Source organism: Bradyrhizobium guangdongense (assembly GCF_004114975.1).
In the GTDB taxonomy this organism is placed as follows: domain Bacteria; phylum Pseudomonadota; class Alphaproteobacteria; order Rhizobiales; family Xanthobacteraceae; genus Bradyrhizobium; species Bradyrhizobium guangdongense.
On sequence record NZ_CP030051.1, the window covers coordinates 1,332,623 to 1,350,307 of the forward strand.

Below are 17,685 nucleotides of genomic sequence, written 5' to 3' on the forward strand. Positions count from 1 at the left end.
ATGCGGAATTAAATTCCGCATCGCGAAATCGAACAAAAGTAAATTCCCCACCAAGGAGGGACACCGTGAGCGAAGTGGTCAAGCTTGAGCGTCATGACGAAGTCGGGATCGTCACGGTCGACAGCCCTCCGGTCAACGCGCTGAGTGCCGCAGTCCGCGGCGGTATCCTCGAATGCATCAAGGCCGCGGTCGCCGATCCCGCCATCAAGGGCATCGTGCTGACCTGCGCCGGCCGCACCTTCATCGCCGGTGCCGACATCACGGAATTCGGCAAGCCGCCGAAGCCGCCGGCGCTCAATGACGTGCTCGCCGAGATCGAGAATTCGCCCAAGCCCGTCGTGGCCGCGATCCACGGCACCGCGCTCGGCGGCGGCCTCGAGGTCGCGCTCGCCTGTCATTTCCGCGTCGCGGTCAAGGAGGCCAAGCTCGGTCTGCCCGAAGTGAAGCTCGGCCTGCTGCCGGGCGCCGGCGGCACCCAGCGCCTGCCGCGCGCGGTCGGTCCCGAACTTGCCGTCAAGATGATCGTCGGGGGTGATCCGATCGGCGCGGCTGAGGCGCTGAAGAGCGGCCTGATCGAGGAGATCATCGAAGGCCCGGCCTCGGGCGGCGAGGCTTTCGTGCGCAAGCTGCTCGCCGAGAAGCGTCCGCTGCGCCGCCTGCGCGACGATGATTCCAAGATCGCGGCAGCCAAGGCCGACCGCTCGATCTTCACCAATGCGGTCGCCGCCATGACGAAGAAGTCGCGCGGCCTCGAGGCGCCGTTTGCGGCCGCCGATGCCGTCGGCTACGCCATTGACCTGCCCTTCGACGAAGGTCTGAAGAAGGAGCGCGAGGGATTCCTCAAGCTCGTCGCCAGCGACCAGTCCAAGGCGCAGCGCTACGCCTTCTTCGCCGAGCGCGAGGCCAACAAGATCGCAGGCGTGCCCGAAGGCACCAAGGGCCGTGCCGTCAACCGCGTCGCCATCCTCGGCGCCGGCACCATGGGCGGCGGCATCGCGATGTCCTTCGCCAATGCCGGCATTCCCGTCACCCTGATCGAGACCGGCGAGGAGCAGCTCAAGCGCGGCATGGGCATCATGCAGAAGAACTGGGAAGCGACCGCTGCGCGCGGCGGTATTCCCGCGGATGCGCCCGCCAAGCGCATGGCGCTGATCAACGGCGTCGTCGGCATCGAGAATGTCGGCGATGCCGACCTCGTCATCGAAGCCGTGTTCGAGACCATGGCGGTGAAGAAGGAGGTGTTCGGCAAGCTAGACCAGTACGTCAAGCCGGGTGCCGTGCTCGCCTCCAACACCTCGTATCTGAACATCGACGAGATCGCGAAAGCGACCAAGCGTCCGCAGGACGTGCTCGGCATGCACTTCTTCTCGCCGGCCAACGTGATGAAACTCTGCGAGATCGTGCGCGCCGACAAGACCGCACCGGACGCGCTGGTCACCGCCGTCACCATCGCGCGCAAGATCGCCAAGGTGCCGGTCGTGGTCGGCGTCTGCGACGGCTTCGTCGGCAACCGCATGCTGGCCCAGCGCAGCAAGCAGTCCGAAAAGCTGTTGTTCGAAGGCGCGCTGCCGCAGCAGGTCGACGCCGTCGTCACCAAGTTCGGCATGCCGATGGGGCCGTTCGCGATGGGCGATCTCGCCGGCCTCGACATCGGCTGGCGCTCGCGCAAGGATCGCGGCATCAAGTCTGAGATCGCGGACGCGCTCTGCGAATCCGGCCGCTTCGGCCAGAAGACCGGCAAGGGCTACTACAAGTACGAAGCCGGCAGCCGTTCGCCGCTGCCGGATCCCGAGGTCGAGAAGCTGATCGACGAGACGCTGCTGCGTCTCGGCCGCAAGAAGCGCGTCGTCAGCGACGAGGAGATCCTCGAGCGCATGATGTATCCGATGATCAACGAGGGCGCGAAGATCCTCGAAGAAAACATCGCGGCGCGTCCGTCCGACATCGACGTGGTCTGGCTCTACGGCTACGGCTGGCCGATCTACCGCGGCGGCCCGATGTTCTGGGCCGACAGCGTCGGCCTCAAGCACATCGCCGACCGTCTGTCCGTCTACGCCAAGGAGACCAACGATCCGAGCCTCGAGCCTGCCCCGCTGCTGAAGAAGCTGGCTGCCGAAGGCAAGACGTTCGCATCACTGGCCGCAGCGTCGAAAGCGGCTTGATGGGATGGCGCACTCTCGGCGTCATTCCGGGATGGCCCGCAGGGCCAGGCCCGGAATCCATTTCGCCCCTGAGTGCGCTGCCAGATGGATTCCGGGTTCGCGACTTCGTCGCGCCCCGGAATGACGACGGATTGTGATGCAGAGAATGACCCATCCCGGCGAACAATTTTACCCTGAGGGCGTGCATTGGGGCGACAGCATCGCCCAGGGCACGCTGCCTGACCTGCTGGCGACGGCGGCTGCAAATTACGGCCCGCGCACCGCGTTGGAATTCCGCGATCGTCCGATCACCTATACCGAGCTCGCGAGCATGGCCGAGCGCGCGGCGGCGGCCTTCCTGCGCGCCGGCTGCGGCCAGGGAACGTCGATCGCGCTGTTCCTCGGCAACACGCCCGATCATCCCGTCAATTTCTTCGGCGCGCTCAAGGCCGGTGCCCGGGTCGCGCATCTGTCGCCGCTCGACGGCGAGATCGCGCTGACCCACAAGGTCTCCGACTCGGGCTCGCGCCTGCTGGTCACCTCGAACCTCCAGGCGCTGCTGCCGACGGCGCTGAAATTCCTGGAGAAGGGGCTGATCGACCGCCTCGTCGTCTGCGAGGATGATGATTGGGGCAGGGTCGGCACGCCGCAGGCGGCGATCCCGAGTGACCCCCGCATCGTCACCTTCAAGGCCTTCGTCGAGGGCGCGCCGCTGCCAGCGCAATGGCCGGCTGTTGCCGTCGATGACGTCGCGCTGCTGCAATATACCGGCGGCACCACCGGCCTGCCCAAGGGCGCCATGCTGACGCACGGCAATTTGACTTCGGCAGTGTCGATCTACGACGTCTGGGGCAAGCCGGCACGGGCCGCGCGCGGCGACGTGGTCGAGCGCGTCATCTGCGTGCTGCCGTTGTTCCACATCTATGCGCTCACCGTCGTGCTGCTGTCCTCGCTCCGCCGCGGCAATCTGATCTCGCTGCACCAGCGCTTCGATGTCGAAGCCGTGATGCGCGACATCGAGGTCAAGCGCGCCACTTACTTCCCGGGCGTGCCGACCATGTGGATCGCGATCGCCGCGCTGCCCGATCTCGACAAGCGCGATTTCTCCTCGCTCACCGCCATTGGCTCCGGCGGTGCGCCGCTGCCGGTCGAGGTCGCGAGCTTCTTCGAGCGCAAGGTCGGCAAGAAGCTGAAGAGCGGCTGGGGCATGACCGAGACCTGCTCGCCCGGCACCGGCCATCCGCCTACCGGGCCCGACAAGCCCGGCTCGATCGGGTTGATGCTGCCCGGCATCGAGCTCGATGTGGTCGCGCTCGATGATCCCAGGCGCGTGCTGCCGCCGGGCGAAGTCGGCGAGATCCGCATCAAGGGCCCGAACGTCACCAAAGGCTACTGGAACAAGCCGGAAGGGTCCACGGAGGCCTTCGTCGACGGTCGCTTCCTCACCGGCGACATCGGCTATGTCGACACCGACGGCTATTTCTTCCTGGTCGACCGCAAGAAGGACATGATCATCTCCGGCGGCTTCAACGTCTATCCGCAGATGATCGAGCAGGCGATCTACACCATTCCGGGCGTGCACGAGGTGATCGTGCTCGGCATTCCCGACCCCTATCGCGGCGAGGCCGCAAAGGCCTTCATCAAGCTCAAGCCCGACGCAAAGCCGTTCTCGCTCGACGAATTGCGTGCCCAGCTCGCCGGCAAGCTCGGCAAGCATGAATTGCCCGCGGAGGTCGAATTCGTCGACGATCTGCCGCGCACGCCGGTCGGCAAATTGTCGCGCCACGAATTGCGCCAGCAGCGAAAACCATCACAATCCAACCAACCAGGAGGTCGTTCTTGACCGACGCCGTCATCGTTTCCACCGCCCGCACGCCGATCGGCAAGGCCTATCGCGGCATGCTCAACGCCACCGAGGGCGCCACGCTGCTGGGCCATGCCATCGGCGAAGCCGTCGCGCGCGCGAAAGTCGATCCGAAGGAGGTCGAGGACGTCGTGATGGGCGCTGCGCTCCAGCAGGGCGCGACCGGCGGCAACATCGCGCGCAAGGCGCTGCTCCGCGCCGGCCTTCCCGTCACCGTCGCCGGCACCACCATCGACCGGCAATGCGCCTCGGGCCTGCAGGCGATCGCGCTGGCCGCGCGTTCGGTGATCTTCGACGGTGTCGAGGTTGCGGTCGGCGGCGGAGGCGAGTCGATCAGCCTCGTGCAGAACGACAAGATGAACGGCTTCCACGCCCAGGACCCGGCGCTGCTCAAGATCAAGGGCGAGGTCTACATGCCCATGATCGACACGGCCGAGATCGTTGCCAAGCGCTACGGCATCTCGCGCGAACGTCAGGACGAATATTCGCTGGAGAGCCAGCGCCGCACCGCCGCCGCGCAGCAGGCCGGCAAGTTCAGGGACGAGATCGCGCCGATCACGACGCAGATGGCGGTCACCGACAAGGCGACCGGCACTGTCTCGATGAAGGAAGTCACGCTGTCGCAGGACGAAGGCCCGCGCCCCGAGACCACCGCTGAAGGCCTTGCGGGCCTCAAGCCCGTGCGCGGCGACGGTTTCACCGTCACCGCCGGCAATGCCAGCCAGCTCTCCGACGGCGCCAGCGCGACCGTCATCATGAGCGACAAGGAAGCCGTCAGGCGCGGGCTCAAGCCGCTCGGCATCTTCCGCGGCTTCGTGTCCGCCGGCTGCGAGCCTGACGAGATGGGCATCGGCCCCGTTTTCGCGGTGCCGCGCCTCTTGAAGCGCCACGGCCTCACCGTCGACGACATCGGCCTCTGGGAGCTCAACGAAGCCTTCGCGGTGCAGGTGCTGTATTGCCGCGACAAGCTCGGCATCGACCCCGACAAGATCAATGTCGACGGCGGCGCGATTGCGGTCGGCCATCCCTACGGCATGTCCGGCGCGCGGCTCACCGGCCACGCCCTGATCGAGGGACGCCGCCGCAAGGCCAAATATGCGGTCGTCACCATGTGCGTCGGCGGCGGCATGGGCGCGGCCGGCTTGTTCGAAGTGTTGCAGTAATTCTAAGGGAGGATCCGATGGATCTCGCATTCACGAAAGAAGAGCAGGCGTTTCGCGAGGAAGTGCGGTCATTCTTCCGCGACAACGTGCCGCCTGATACGCGGCGCAAGCTGGTCGAGGGCCGTCACCTCACCAAGGACGAGATGGTGACGTGGTGGCGCATCCTCAACAAGAAGGGCTGGGGCGTCAGCCATTGGCCCACGCAGTATGGCGGCACGGGCTGGACGTCCGTGCAGCACTACATCTTCAACGAGGAGCTGCAGTCCTACCCGGCGCCGCAGCCGCTCGCCTTCGGCGTCAGCATGGTCGGCCCGGTCATCTACACCTTCGGCAACGAGGAGCAGAAGAAGAAGTACCTGCCGCGCATCGCCAATGTCGACGATTGGTGGTGCCAGGGCTTCTCGGAGCCGGGCTCGGGCTCTGATCTCGCTTCGCTGAAGACCAAGGCCGAGCGCAAGGGCGACAAGTGGATCATCAACGGCCAGAAGACCTGGACCACGCTGGCGCAGCACGCCGACATGATCTTCTGCCTCTGCCGCACCGATGCGTCCGCCAAGAAGCAGATGGGCATCTCCTTCATCGTATTCCCGATGAAGTCGAAAGGCGTCACCGTGCGCCCGATCCAGACCATCGACGGCGGCCATGAGGTCAACGAAGTGTTCTTCGACGACGTCGAAGTGCCGTACGAGAACCTGATCGGCGAGGAGAACAAGGGCTGGGACTACGCAAAATTCCTGCTCGGCAACGAGCGTACCGGCATCGCCCGGGTCGGCGTCTCCAAGGAGCGGCTGCGCCGCATCCGCGATCTCGCCGGCAAGGTCGAATCATCAGGCAAGCCGATCATCCAGGATCCGGCGTTCCGCGAGAAGCTCGCAGCCTGCGAGATCGAGCTGAAGGCGCTCGAGCTGACCCAGCTTCGCGTCGTCGCCGACGAAGGCAAGCACGGCAAGGGCAAGCCCAATCCGGCCTCCTCGGTGCTGAAGATCAAGGGCTCCGAGATCCAGCAGACCACCACCGAGCTCCTGATGGAAGTGATCGGCCCGTTCGCCGCGCCCTACGACGTGCATGGCGACGACGGCTCGAACGAAGCCATGGACTGGACCGCCCAGATCGCGCCGAGCTACTTCAACAACCGCAAGGTCTCGATCTACGGCGGCTCCAACGAGATCCAGCGCAACATCATCGCCAAGGCGGTGCTGGGGCTGTGATCTACTCCCTCTCCGCGGAGGCGGGGAGGGCAATGTTTCCACCGTCATTCCGGGGCGCGACGACGTCGCGAGCCCGGAATCCATCGGGCCCCATATGCTGAGGCGAAATGGATTCCGGGCCTGGCCCTTCGGGCCATCCGGGAATGACGAAGCCAAATAGTCCGGGTACGAGGAACCAAAGAAATGGATTTTGATCTGAACGAGGAGCAGCGGCTTCTCAAGGAAAGCATCGACGGCCTGCTCACCGACTCCTACGATTTCGAGAGCCGCAAGAAATACATGAAGGAGAAGGGCGGCTGGAGCAAAGCCGTCTGGCTCAAGCTCGCCGAGCAAGGTCTGCTCGGTTTACCCTTCAGCGAGGCCGATGGCGGCTTCGGCGGCGGCGGCGTCGAGACCATGATCGTGATGGAAGCGCTCGGCAAGGCGCTGGTGCTCGAACCGTATCTGGCGACGGTCGTGATCGGCGGCGGCTTCCTGCGCCACGCCGGCACCGACGCGCAGAAGGCCGCGCACATTCCCGGGATCATCGACGGCAGCAAGACGCTCGCCTTCGCCCAGCTCGAGAAGAACTCGCGCTACGATCTGTTCGACGTCTCCACGACGGCGAAGAAGAAGGGCGACGGTTGGGTGATCGACGGCGAGAAATTCGTCGTGCTCAACGGCGAGAACGCCGACACGCTTGTCGTCACTGCCCGCACCAAGGGCAATCGCCGCGATACGGGCGGCATCGGCGTGTTCCTGGTGCCGGCGAATGCCAAGGGCGTCACGAAGAAGTCCTACCCGACCCAGGACGGCCTGCACGCCGCCGACATCACCTTCACCGGCGTCGAGGTCGGCAGCGATGCCGCGATCGGCAATCCCGAGGACTCGCTCGCGCTGATCGAGCGCGTGGTGGACGAAGCCCGCGTCGCGCTCTGCGCCGAGGCGGTCGGCCTGATGGACGAATCGCTCAAGACCACGGTCGAGTACATCAAGACGCGCAAGCAATTCGGCGTCGCGATCGGCTCGTTCCAGTCTCTGCAGCACCGCGCCTCCGACATGTTCGTCGCGGCCGAGCAGGCGCGTTCGATGTCGATGTTCGCGACCATGGCCGGTGATTTCGAGGACGCCAAGGAGCGCGCCAACGCCATCGCCGCGGCCAAGGCGCAGATCGGCAAGTCGGCCAAGTTCGTCGGCCAGCAGTCGATCCAGCTCCACGGCGGCATCGGCATGACCATGGAGGCCAGAATCGGCCACTACTTCAAGCGCCTCACCATGATCGAGAACACCTTTGGTGACACCGACTACCACCAGCGCCGCGTCGCGGATTCGGGCGGGTTGATTTGAGTTGATCTGAACCACACGAGGACTGTCATGCCCTGGCTGGACCGGGGCATCCAGTATTCCGCGGCAGCAGTTCGTTCACGCAACTTTCGCCGCGGACCACTGGATCGCCCGATCAAGTCGGGCGATGACACTGACCAAGCGGCATCAGAGGAGCCCAACACCCATGAAAAACACCCCGTTCGATCTCACCGGCAAGGTCGCCGTGGTCACCGGCTCCAGCCGCGGCATCGGTCGCTCCTCGGCTGAACTCCTCGCCAGGCTCGGCGCCAAGGTCGTGGTCTCCTCGCGCAAGGCCGAGGCCTGCAAGGAGGTCGCCGATGGCATCAACGCCTCCGGCGGCGATGCCACCGTCATCCCCTGCAACATCGCGCGCAAGAATGAGGTCGAAGCGCTGATCTCCGGAGCCACGAAACACTACGGCAAGATCGACATCCTCGTCTGCAACGCCGCGGTGAACCCGTATTACGGCCCGCTGCTCGACATCACCGACGAGGCCTTCGACAAGATCATGGGCTCGAACGTGAAGAGCAACATCTGGCTCTCCGCGCTCGCGATCCCGCAAATGGCCGAGCGCGGCAAGGGCTCGGTGGTCATCATCTCCTCGATCGGGGGCTTGCGTGGCTCGACTGTGATCGGCGCCTACGGTATCTCGAAGGCCGCGGACTTTGCGCTATGCCGCTCGCTCGCCGGCGAATGGGGCCCGAAGGGCGTCCGCGTCAATTGCATCGCGCCCGGCCTCGTCAAGACCGATTTCGCCCGCGCGCTGTGGGAAGACGAAGCCAACCTGAAGCGCCGCACCGCCACCACGCCGCTGCGCCGCATCGGCGAGCCCGACGAAATCGCCGGCGCGGTCGCCTATCTCGCTTCGGACGCGTCGAGCTTCATGACCGGCCAGACCATCGTCATCGACGGCGGCGTCACCACGGCGGCGGTGTAGGCGCGGTCTACTCCCTCGCCCCGTTCTTACGGGCAGAGGGTTGGGGTGAGGGGCCTCTCTCCGCGCACGAGATCGTCGTGAGACCTGTACCCCCTCACCCGGAATCCGCGCTTCGCGCGAATTCCGACCTCTCCCCGCAGGCGGGGCGAGGTGAAACAAGGCCGCACCGCTGGTATTGACCTTCCGGCTCCAATCCGCTCCCTTTGGCGCGACACAATGACCCCTCCAGGGCAACGCCAAGGTAAACCGCCATGTCTTTCGTCCTCGCCATCGACCAGGGCACCACCTCCTCGCGCGCGATCGTGTTTCGCGGCGACATCTCCATCGCGGCGAAGGCGCAGGCCGAGTTTCCGCAGCACTTTCCGGCCTCGGGCTGGGTCGAACACGAGCCGGAGGACATCTGGACCTCGACCGTGATGGTGTGCCGCCAGGCGATCGAGCAGGCCGGCATCACCGCAAAGGACATCGCCGCGATCGGCATCACCAACCAGCGCGAGACCACCGTGGTGTGGGATCGCGCGACCGGCCAGGCCGTGCACCGGGCCATCGTCTGGCAGGACCGCCGCACCGCCGACATCTGCGCGAAACTCAAGGCCGAGGGCCGCGAGCCCCTGATCTCGCAGAAGACCGGCCTGATCATCGATCCCTATTTCTCCGGTACCAAGGTCGCCTGGATCCTCGACCACGTTCCCGGCGCGCGGGCGCGTGCTGCGCGCGGCGAATTGATGTTCGGCACCGTCGATTGCTACCTGCTGTGGCGCCTGACCGGCGGCAAGGTGCACGCCACCGACGCCACAAACGCCTCGCGGACGCTGCTGTTCAACATCCATACCGGCCAGTGGGACGACGAGCTCCTGGAAATCATCGGCGTGCCGCGCTCGATGCTGCCGGAAGTGAAGGATTCCTCCGCCCGTTTCGGCGAGAGCACGCCCGACTTGTTCGGCGGCCCGATCGCGATCTCCGGCATCGCCGGCGACCAGCAGGCCGCGACCATCGGCCAAGCCTGCTTCCGCCCGGGCATGATGAAGTCGACCTACGGCACCGGCTGTTTCGCGCTGCTCAACACCGGCACCACGCCTGTCGTCTCCAAGAACAAGCTGCTCACCACCGTCGCCTACCAGCTCGACGGCAAGCGCACCTATGCGCTCGAAGGCTCGATCTTCGTCGCAGGCTCGGCGGTGCAATGGCTGCGCGACGGTCTCGGCATCATCAAGCACGCCGCGGAAACCGGACCTCTCGCCGATCAATCGGACTCGATGCAGAGCGTCTATCTCGTGCCTGCTTTCGTCGGCATGGGCGCGCCGTACTGGAATCCGCGCGTGCGCGGCGCGCTGTTCGGCCTCACCCGCAACACCGGCCCCGCCGAGCTCGCGCATGCGGCACTGGAGAGCGTCTGCTACCAGACCTTCGACCTCTGGGCCGCGATGCGCGCGGACTGGCCGAGCTCGGAAACCGCGAGCGTCGTGCTCCGCGTCGACGGCGGCATGACCGCCTCCGACTGGACCATGCAGCGCCTCGCCGATCTGCTCGACGCGCCGGTCGACCGTCCCGTGATCCAGGAGACGACGGCGCTCGGCGCCGCCTATCTCGCCGGCCTCAATGCCGGCGTCTATCCCGAGCCGACCAAATTTGCCGACAATTGGCGCCTCGAGCACCGCTTCAAGCCGAACATGAGCGAAGCGACGCGCGAACGAAAGCTCGCCGGCTGGGCGCGCGCGGTGAAGGGCGTGCTCGCGAGCGACGAGGGGGAGGGGTAGGCGGACTCTTGTAGCCCCGGACGGAGTCAACGGGTCGGCGCGCTACCAGCGCTCCGGCTTCCGCCCCTTCCGCCGCCAGATCGAGGTGGCCGATGATCCGCGGCTCGACGGCACGCTGCCGCGCGATGCAGCGAAGCATGTGCCGATCATCGAATAGCGGGCTACGCGGCTCCCTCCGGACGTCATTGCGGGGTGCCCCTGCGACGAAGCAATCCAGTCTGTCTCGGCGGAAAGATTCTGGATTGCTTCGCTGCGCTCGCATGACGGAGTGTGGGAACCATAGCCCCCTCTATCCGTCGAAATTCACCGCCGTCGTATTCGCCCCACAGAGCAGCACCGCAATCCGCTCGCCGGGCGAGGGTTGATAACGCCCCGAGAGCAGTGCTGCGAACGCGGCCGCGCCGCCGGGTTCAGTGACCAGCCGCAGGCGCGACCATAGCGCGGCCTGCGCCTGCCGGATCGCATCGTCGCTGACCAGCACGACGCGCTCGACGTGCGCGCGCGCGATGGGAAACATCAATTCGCCGACGCGCCGCGGCGCGAGGCTGTCGGCGGCGAGGCCGCCGGCTGGCGCGTCGACCGGGGCGCCTGCCGCGAACGCGCTGTGCAGCGTCGGCGATTGCTCCGGCTCCACGGCGATGATGCGGGTCCTGCCGGCGCTCCACGCCGCGATGCCGCCGATCAGCCCGCCGCCGCCGACGGCGACCAGCAGCGTGTCGATATCGGGTGCGTCCTGCTCCAGCTCCAATCCGACACTGCCCTGGCCGAGCAAGGTTTCGGGCTGATCATAGGCGTGCACGGCCATCGCGCCGGTGCGCGCAACATGCGCTTCGCTGGCGGCAAGCGCATCGGCGTAGCGGTTGCCCGCGATCACGAGCCCGGCGCCGTAGCCTCTGATCCGTTCGGCCTTGGCGGGCGAGGTGATGTCGGGCACGAAGATCGTGGCGGGAATGCCGAGCCGCTGCGCCGCATAGGCGACCGCCGCGCCGTGATTGCCGCCGGAGGCCGCGACGACGCCCGTTTCGGGCACCTGCCGCAGCAGCAGATTGGCGAACGCGCCGCGCGCCTTGAACGATCCGGAATGCTGCAACAGTTCGAGCTTGAAGCTGACCGGGGCTGCCGGCAGGCCGAAATCGGCGAGGTCGGCCGCAAGCAACGGCGTGCGCCTGATGTGCGGGCGAATGACGGCCTCGGTCGCCGCAATCCGCTCGCGATTGATGTCTGATGTCGCTGTCATGATGTCGTCCGTGATAGCGCATCGGGGCGACGCTGTCGCGGGGCGCTTGCATTAGCTGCAATGCTCCATTTCCAACATCGTCCTTGCGCCGCGCCGATCTTCTCGCGGAAACTGATCGGCCCCGCCTCATCCAGCGACTGAGAAGAGCGAGAACCATGTTCCTGATCGGCCAATATGATTCCCCCTTCGTCCGCCGCGTCGCGATTGCGCTGCGGCTCTATGGGCTCGCTTTCGAGCACAAGCCGTGGTCGACCTTCGGCGATGCCGACAGGATCGCGCCGTACAATCCGCTGCGCCGGGTGCCGACGCTGGTGCTCGACGACGGCGAGGCGCTGATCGAGAGCACGATCATCCTCGACTATCTCGACGAGCTCGTCGGCGCGGAGAAGGCGATGTTGCCGCGCAGTGGCGCCGAGCGCCGCAGGCACCTGCGCATCTGCGCGCTCGCCACTGGCCTGGGCGACAAGGCGGTCAGCCTGCTCTACGAGCGCGTGCTGCGCAAGGAGCAGCTCGCGCTGTGGGTCGAGCGCTGCCAGGCGCAGATCGGCGACGTGCTCGCCGTGCTGGAAGCCGAGCGCGCGAAGGTGACGACGCCGTACTGGCTGGGTGACCGCATCGGTCACGCCGACATTGCGGTTGCCTGCGTCGTCCGCTTCACCCGCGAGGCGCATCTGGAGCTGTTCGACGCGGCACGCTACCCGGCGCTGTCTGCGCACGCCGAGCGCTGCGAGGCGCTGCCACCGTTCAAGGAGATCGTGCAGCCGCTGGCGCCGCCGAAGGGGTGAGGCGCTGCCGTCATTCCGGGGCGCGCCCCTTGGCGCGAGCCCGGAATCCATTTCTTCACGTCACCGCCGCACGATGGAGTCCGGGCTCGCGCTCCGCGCGCCCCGGAATGACGACGGTGGCAAGGTGGCCGATCCTGCCTTGATACACCTGTTTTGCCCGACGGAGCAAGCGATTTTCGACAATACCGAAAAATCGCCAGCCGCTTCAAACCCCATCCCTACTGTGCATGGGGTTGTTTTCGACTTTCGCTTTCGAGGCGCGCCTATCCCGCGCCCGCGCGCTTCTTCTGCCAGACGAGATGCACCGCGCAGGTGCAGCCCGGCGGATGCGAGGCGAGGTCGTTCGAAGCCTCGTCGTTCGCGGGCGTTGCAGTGAACGCCTTGTCGGCCCCTTGCTGCGACGGGATGTAGTTCAGCACCGGCGCAAGCCAGCGCTCGGTCTCGGCGACCGTCATCCCCTTGCGCGCAGCGTAGTCCTCGACCTGGTCGCGCTCGATCTTGCCGACGCCGAAATAATAGCTCTCGGGATTGGCGAAATAGAGCCCCGACACCGAGGAGCCCGGCCACATCGCAAAGCTCTCGGTCAGCTTCACGCCGGCGGTTGCTTCCGCATCCAGCAGTTCGAACAGCGTCGCCTTTTCGGTGTGATCAGGCTGGGCGGGGTAGCCGGGCGCGGGGCGGATGCCCTGATATTTTTCGAGGATCAGATCCTCGTTGGAGAGCGCCTCGTCGGGCGCATAGGCCCAGAACTCGCGGCGCACGCGGGCATGCATCCGCTCGGCAAAGGCTTCGGCCAGACGATCGGCCAGCGCCTTGCACAGGATCGAGGAGTAATCGTCGTTCGCCATCTTGAAGCGGTCGACAACCGCGTCCTCGCCGATCCCCGCGGTGACCACGAAACCGCCGATATAGTCGGGCACGCCCGAAGGCGCGATGAAGTCAGACAGCGCGGCGTTGAAGCGGCCCTCGCGCTTCTCGAGCTGCTGGCGCAGCGTGTGCAGCGTCGCGATCCGCTTGGTCCTGTTCTCGTCGGCGTAGACCGCGATGTCATCGCCTTCGGCATTCGCCGGCCAGAAGCCGATCGCCGCGCGCGCCCGGAACCATTTCTCCCTCACGATGGTGTCGAGCATCTTGCGCGCATCGTCATAGAGCGAGCGCGCGACCTCGCCGACCTTGGCATCGTCGAGGATCGCAGGGAAGCGTCCGGCGAGCTCCCAGGTCTGGAAGAACGGCGTCCAGTCGATGCAAGGCACGAGCTCGGCGAGATCGTAATCGTCGAAGCTCTTGATGCCGAGGAAGGTCGGCTTCACCGGCCTGTTCTTGGCAAAATCGACCGGCACGCGGTTGGCACGGGCGTCCGCCAGTTTCAGCCGTTTCTTGTCGGCCTGCGCACGCAGATGCGCCTCCGAGATCTTGGCGTATTCGGCCCGCACCTCGGCGGCATAGGCCTCGCGCTTCTCGGGCGAGAGCAGTGAGGAGGCGACGCCGACGGCGCGGCTGGCGTCATTGACGTGGACGACGGGACCGGCGCGATAACTCGGGTCGATCTTCACCGCGGTGTGCACGCGGCTCGTTGTGGCGCCGCCGATCAGCAGCGGCAGCTTCAGGCCCTCACGCTGCAATTCGCCGGCGAAGAACGCCATCTCGTCGAGCGAGGGGGTGATCAGGCCCGACAGCCCGACGATGTCGGCCTTCTCGGCCTTCACGGTCTCGACGATCTTGGCTGCCGGCACCATGACGCCGAGATCGATCACCTCGTAATTGTTGCACTGGAGAACGATGCCGACGATGTTCTTGCCGATGTCGTGGACGTCGCCCTTCACGGTCGCGAGCACGATCTTGCCGGCAGACGAGGAGCCCTCGGTGCCGATACCGCTTGCCAGGTTGCGCGCCTTCTCCTCTTCCATGAACGGCATGAGGTAGGCAACCGCCTGCTTCATCACGCGGGCGGACTTCACCACCTGCGGCAAGAACATCTTGCCGTCGCCGAAGAGGTCGCCGACCACGTTCATGCCGGCCATCAGCGGACCTTCGATTACGTCGAGCGGACGCGAGGAGTTCTTGCGGGCTTCCTCGGTGTCCTGCTCGATGAACTCGGTGATGCCGTGGACCAGCGAATGCGACAGCCGCTTCTCCACCGGCCATTCGCGCCAGGCGAGATCAGCTTCCTTGCTTTCCGTCTTCTTGCCGCGGAATTTCTCCGCCAGCGCCAGCAGTCGCTCGGAGGCATTCGGGTCCCGGTTGAGGACGACGTCCTCGCACACTTGCCGCAGCTCGGGATCGATATCGTCATAGACGATCATCTGCCCGGCATTGACGATGCCCATGTCCATGCCGGCCTTGATGGCGTGATACAGGAACACCGAGTGCATGGCCTCGCGTACCGGCTCGTTGCCGCGGAACGAGAACGACAGGTTGGAGACGCCGCCCGAGATGTGCGCGCCCGGCAGGTTCTGACGGATCCACCGCGTCGCCTCGATGAAGTCAACGCCGTAATTTTTGTGCTCCTCGATGCCGGTCGCGATCGCGAAGATATTCGGATCGAAGATGATGTCCTCGGGCGGGAAGCCGACCTTGTTCACCAGGATGTCGTAGGCACGCTTGCAGATATCGGTCTTGCGCGCGAAGGTGTCGGCCTGGCCGACCTCGTCGAACGCCATGACCACGACGGCCGCGCCGTGCCGGCGGGCGATCTTGGCCTCGTGGATGAACTTCTCCTCGCCTTCCTTCATCGAGATCGAGTTGACGACCGGCTTGCCCTGCACGCATTTCAGGCCCGCCTCGATCACCGAAAACTTCGAAGAGTCGACCATCACGGGGACACGGGCGATGTCGGGCTCGGCGGCGACGAGATTGAGGAAGGTCACCATCGCGGCTTCCGAATCCAGAAGCCCCTCATCCATGTTGACGTCGATGATCTGCGCGCCGTTCTCGACCTGATCGCGTGCGACCTGCAGTGCCGCGGTGTAGTCGCCCGCGGTGATCAGCTTGCGGAAGCGGGCCGACCCGGTGACGTTGGTGCGCTCGCCGACGTTGACGAAGGGGATCGCGTCCGTCAGCACGAACGGCTCGAGGCCGGAGAGCCGCAAGCGTTGTTCGATCTCCGGCACGATGCGCGGCTTGTGCGGGGCCACCGCTGCGGCAATCGCCGCGATATGATCCGGCGTGGTGCCGCAGCAGCCGCCGACGATGTTGACGAGGCCGTCGCGGGCGAACTCGCCGATCAGGCGGGCCATATATTCCGGCGTCTCGTCATACTGGCCGAATTCGTTGGGCAGGCCGGCGTTCGGATAGGCGCAAACCAGCGTATCGGCGACGCGGCCGATATCGGCGATATGCGCGCGCAGATCTTCCGCACCGAGCGCGCAGTTGAAGCCGATGGTGACGGGTTTTGCGTGCCGCACCGAATTCCAGAACGCCTCCGGCATCTGGCCCGAGAGCAGGCGGCCGGATTTGTCGGTAATGGTGCCCGACACCATCACCGGCATGTCGATGCCGAGCTCTTCGGTGATCTCGGCAATCGCGTAGAGCGCCGCCTTGGCATTCAGCGTGTCGAAGATGGTCTCGACCAGCAAGAGATCGACGCCGCCGTCGATCAGGCCCCGGATCTGCTCGCCATAGGATTTGCGCAAGTCGTCGAAGGTGACGGCGCGATAACCGGGATTGGAAACGTCAGGAGAGATCGAGGCGGTGCGGTTGGTGGGACCGATGGCGCCGGCAACAAAGCGCGGCTTGCCGTCTTCGGCGGCGACGCGGCGGGCGGCATTGCCGGCGAGACGGGCGCCTTCGCGCGCCATCTCGTAGACGATGTCGGTGAGGTCGTAGTCGGCCTGCGCGATCGAAGTCGTCGAGAAGGTGTTGGTGGCGACAATGTCGGCGCCTGCGCGCAAATACGCCGCATGGATGTCCTCGATCGCCTGCGGCTGGGTCAGGATCAACAGGTCGTTGTTGCCGCGCAGGTCGCGATGGAAATTCTTGAAGCGCTCGCCGCGAAAGGCGGCCTCGTCGAGTTGCAGGTTCTGGATCATCGTGCCCATGGCGCCGTCGAGCACGAGGATGCGCTCGCGCGCGGCGTTGAGCAGGGCAATTCGTTTGGGCGAGGGAGATACGGTCATGGTGTCTTTACGCTGCCTTCTGCGCGCTGTTGGCGCGGATGCCGAGCAGATGGCTGATCGCGAACACGAGATCGGCGCGGTTCATGGTGTAGAAGTGGAAGGTATCGACGCCGTGCTTTGCCAATTTCTGCACCTGGCCGGCGGCGACGGTTGCTGCCACCAGCTTGCGGGTCTCGGCGTCGTTGTCGAGACCCTCGAATTTCGCGGCGAGCCAGTCTGGCACGCTGGTGCCGTTCCGGGTGACGAAATTGCGCGCCTGCTTGAAATTGTGCATGGGCATGATGCCCGGCACGATCGGAATGTTGATCCCGCGGGCACGGACGCGGTCGAGATAGCGGAAGTAAAAGTCGTTATCGAAGAAGACTTGCGTGATCGCGCGCGTCGCGCCGGCATCGACCTTGGCCTTCAGTGTATCGATATCGGCGTCGAAGTCGCGCGCCTCGGGGTGCTTCTCGGGATAGGCAGACACGCTCACTTCGATGTCGGCGTGCCGCTTCTTGATTCCCGCGACGAGGTCGGCGGAGCTCTGATAGCCGTCGGGATGGCTGGAGTAGGGTGTGCCGATGCCGCCGGCGGGATCGCCGCGCAACGCCACGATGTGGCGGACGCCGATCTCGTGGTAGCGATCGACGATCTCGTCGATCTCGCCGCGCGAGGCGCCGACGCAGGTCAGATGCGCCGCCGGCAGCAGCGCGGTCTCCTTGAGGATGCGCGCGATGGTCGAGTGAGTGCGCTCCCGGGTCGAGCCGCCGGCGCCATAGGTCACCGAGACGAATTTCGGCTCGAGCGGCGCCAGCCGGTTGATGGTCTCCCAGAGATTGCGTTCCATCTCTTCCGTCTTGGGCGGAAAGAACTCGAATGAAATCGCAGGCCGCTTCAGGTGCCCGTTTTGCCCGTCGGCTGTCGCGGACGTCGTCAGGTCGGTCATGGCACCACTCACTCCAGGAATATCGCTAAGCCTCGGCGGCCGACGGTCAGGTCTCAAGGTGCCAAAATAAGCCAAAGCCGTCGCACTCGACAGCCCATCGGGTGTGGGAAGTGGCCCACTTTAGGCCAGAAGCGTAAAATTATAGTGGTGGTAGACCTGTCGGTGGGAAGGGCGGTATATAGATAATAATTCATATAATTCAATAATTTACTTGTTTCGCGTTG

The 17,685-nt window shown here is 65.5% G+C and carries 11 protein-coding genes and 1 pseudogene; 9 read left to right on the forward strand and 3 right to left on the reverse strand.

The window, feature by feature from the left end:
• The first annotated feature begins 65 nt into the window (after window positions 1-65).
• The 8 genes and pseudogenes from X265_RS06385 to X265_RS41240 all read left to right on the forward strand — a co-directional run.
• On the forward strand, window positions 66-2,162 hold the full coding sequence (locus X265_RS06385; RefSeq protein ID WP_128964037.1) for a 3-hydroxyacyl-CoA dehydrogenase NAD-binding domain-containing protein: 2,097 nt from the start codon (window positions 66-68) through the stop codon (window positions 2,160-2,162).
• A 145-nt stretch (window positions 2,163-2,307) separates the two neighbouring features.
• Entirely contained in the window at window positions 2,308-3,984 is a 1,677-nt protein-coding gene (pimA, locus tag X265_RS06390) for a dicarboxylate--CoA ligase PimA (protein WP_128964038.1), read from the forward strand.
• Window positions 3,981-5,168 (forward strand): acetyl-CoA C-acyltransferase, encoded by a 1,188-nt coding sequence (locus X265_RS06395; RefSeq protein ID WP_128964039.1) that lies wholly within the window; start codon window positions 3,981-3,983, stop codon window positions 5,166-5,168. Before pimA ends, X265_RS06395 begins: the two co-directional genes overlap by 4 nt.
• A gap of 17 nt (window positions 5,169-5,185) precedes the next feature.
• On the forward strand, window positions 5,186-6,376 hold the full coding sequence (pimC, locus tag X265_RS06400; RefSeq protein WP_128964040.1) for a pimeloyl-CoA dehydrogenase large subunit: 1,191 nt from the start codon (window positions 5,186-5,188) through the stop codon (window positions 6,374-6,376).
• 183 nt (window positions 6,377-6,559) lie between these two features.
• The gene (gene pimD / locus X265_RS06405; protein WP_128964041.1) at window positions 6,560-7,702 is read left to right on the forward strand and encodes a pimeloyl-CoA dehydrogenase small subunit; all 1,143 of its coding nucleotides are present in this window, start codon (window positions 6,560-6,562) and stop codon (window positions 7,700-7,702) included.
• Between the two features lie 163 nt (window positions 7,703-7,865).
• A complete protein-coding gene (locus tag X265_RS06415; RefSeq protein WP_128964043.1) occupies window positions 7,866-8,639 on the forward strand; it encodes an SDR family NAD(P)-dependent oxidoreductase in 774 nt (257 codons plus the stop codon).
• A 251-nt stretch (window positions 8,640-8,890) separates the two neighbouring features.
• On the forward strand, window positions 8,891-10,396 hold the full coding sequence (gene glpK, locus X265_RS06420) for a glycerol kinase GlpK (protein WP_128964044.1): 1,506 nt from the start codon (window positions 8,891-8,893) through the stop codon (window positions 10,394-10,396).
• Window positions 10,397-10,433: 37 nt separating this feature from the next.
• A pseudogene (locus X265_RS41240) lies at window positions 10,434-10,553 on the forward strand (GNAT family N-acetyltransferase); the annotation flags it as partial.
• A 132-nt stretch (window positions 10,554-10,685) separates the two neighbouring features.
• On the opposite strand, the gene X265_RS06430 reads toward X265_RS41240, so the two are convergent.
• Complete coding sequence (locus X265_RS06430; protein ID WP_128964045.1) at window positions 10,686-11,633, reverse strand: threonine/serine dehydratase; 948 nt, start codon at window positions 11,631-11,633, stop codon at window positions 10,686-10,688.
• A gap of 155 nt (window positions 11,634-11,788) precedes the next feature.
• On the opposite strand from X265_RS06430, the gene X265_RS06435 reads away from it, so the two are divergent.
• Window positions 11,789-12,418 carry a glutathione S-transferase family protein gene (locus tag X265_RS06435; RefSeq protein ID WP_128964046.1) on the forward strand — a complete coding sequence of 210 codons (630 nt, stop codon included), beginning with the start codon at window positions 11,789-11,791 and terminating at the stop codon, window positions 12,416-12,418.
• A 263-nt stretch (window positions 12,419-12,681) separates the two neighbouring features.
• On the opposite strand, the gene metH is transcribed toward X265_RS06435, so the two are convergent.
• Both metH and metF read right to left on the reverse strand, forming a co-directional pair.
• Window positions 12,682-16,533 carry a methionine synthase gene (gene metH / locus X265_RS06440; RefSeq protein ID WP_128964047.1) on the reverse strand — a complete coding sequence of 1,284 codons (3,852 nt, stop codon included), beginning with the start codon at window positions 16,531-16,533 and terminating at the stop codon, window positions 12,682-12,684.
• 7 nt (window positions 16,534-16,540) lie between these two features.
• On the reverse strand, window positions 16,541-17,461 hold the full coding sequence (gene metF / locus X265_RS06445) for a methylenetetrahydrofolate reductase [NAD(P)H] (protein ID WP_164938446.1): 921 nt from the start codon (window positions 17,459-17,461) through the stop codon (window positions 16,541-16,543).
• Window positions 17,462-17,685: the final 224 nt, after the last annotated feature.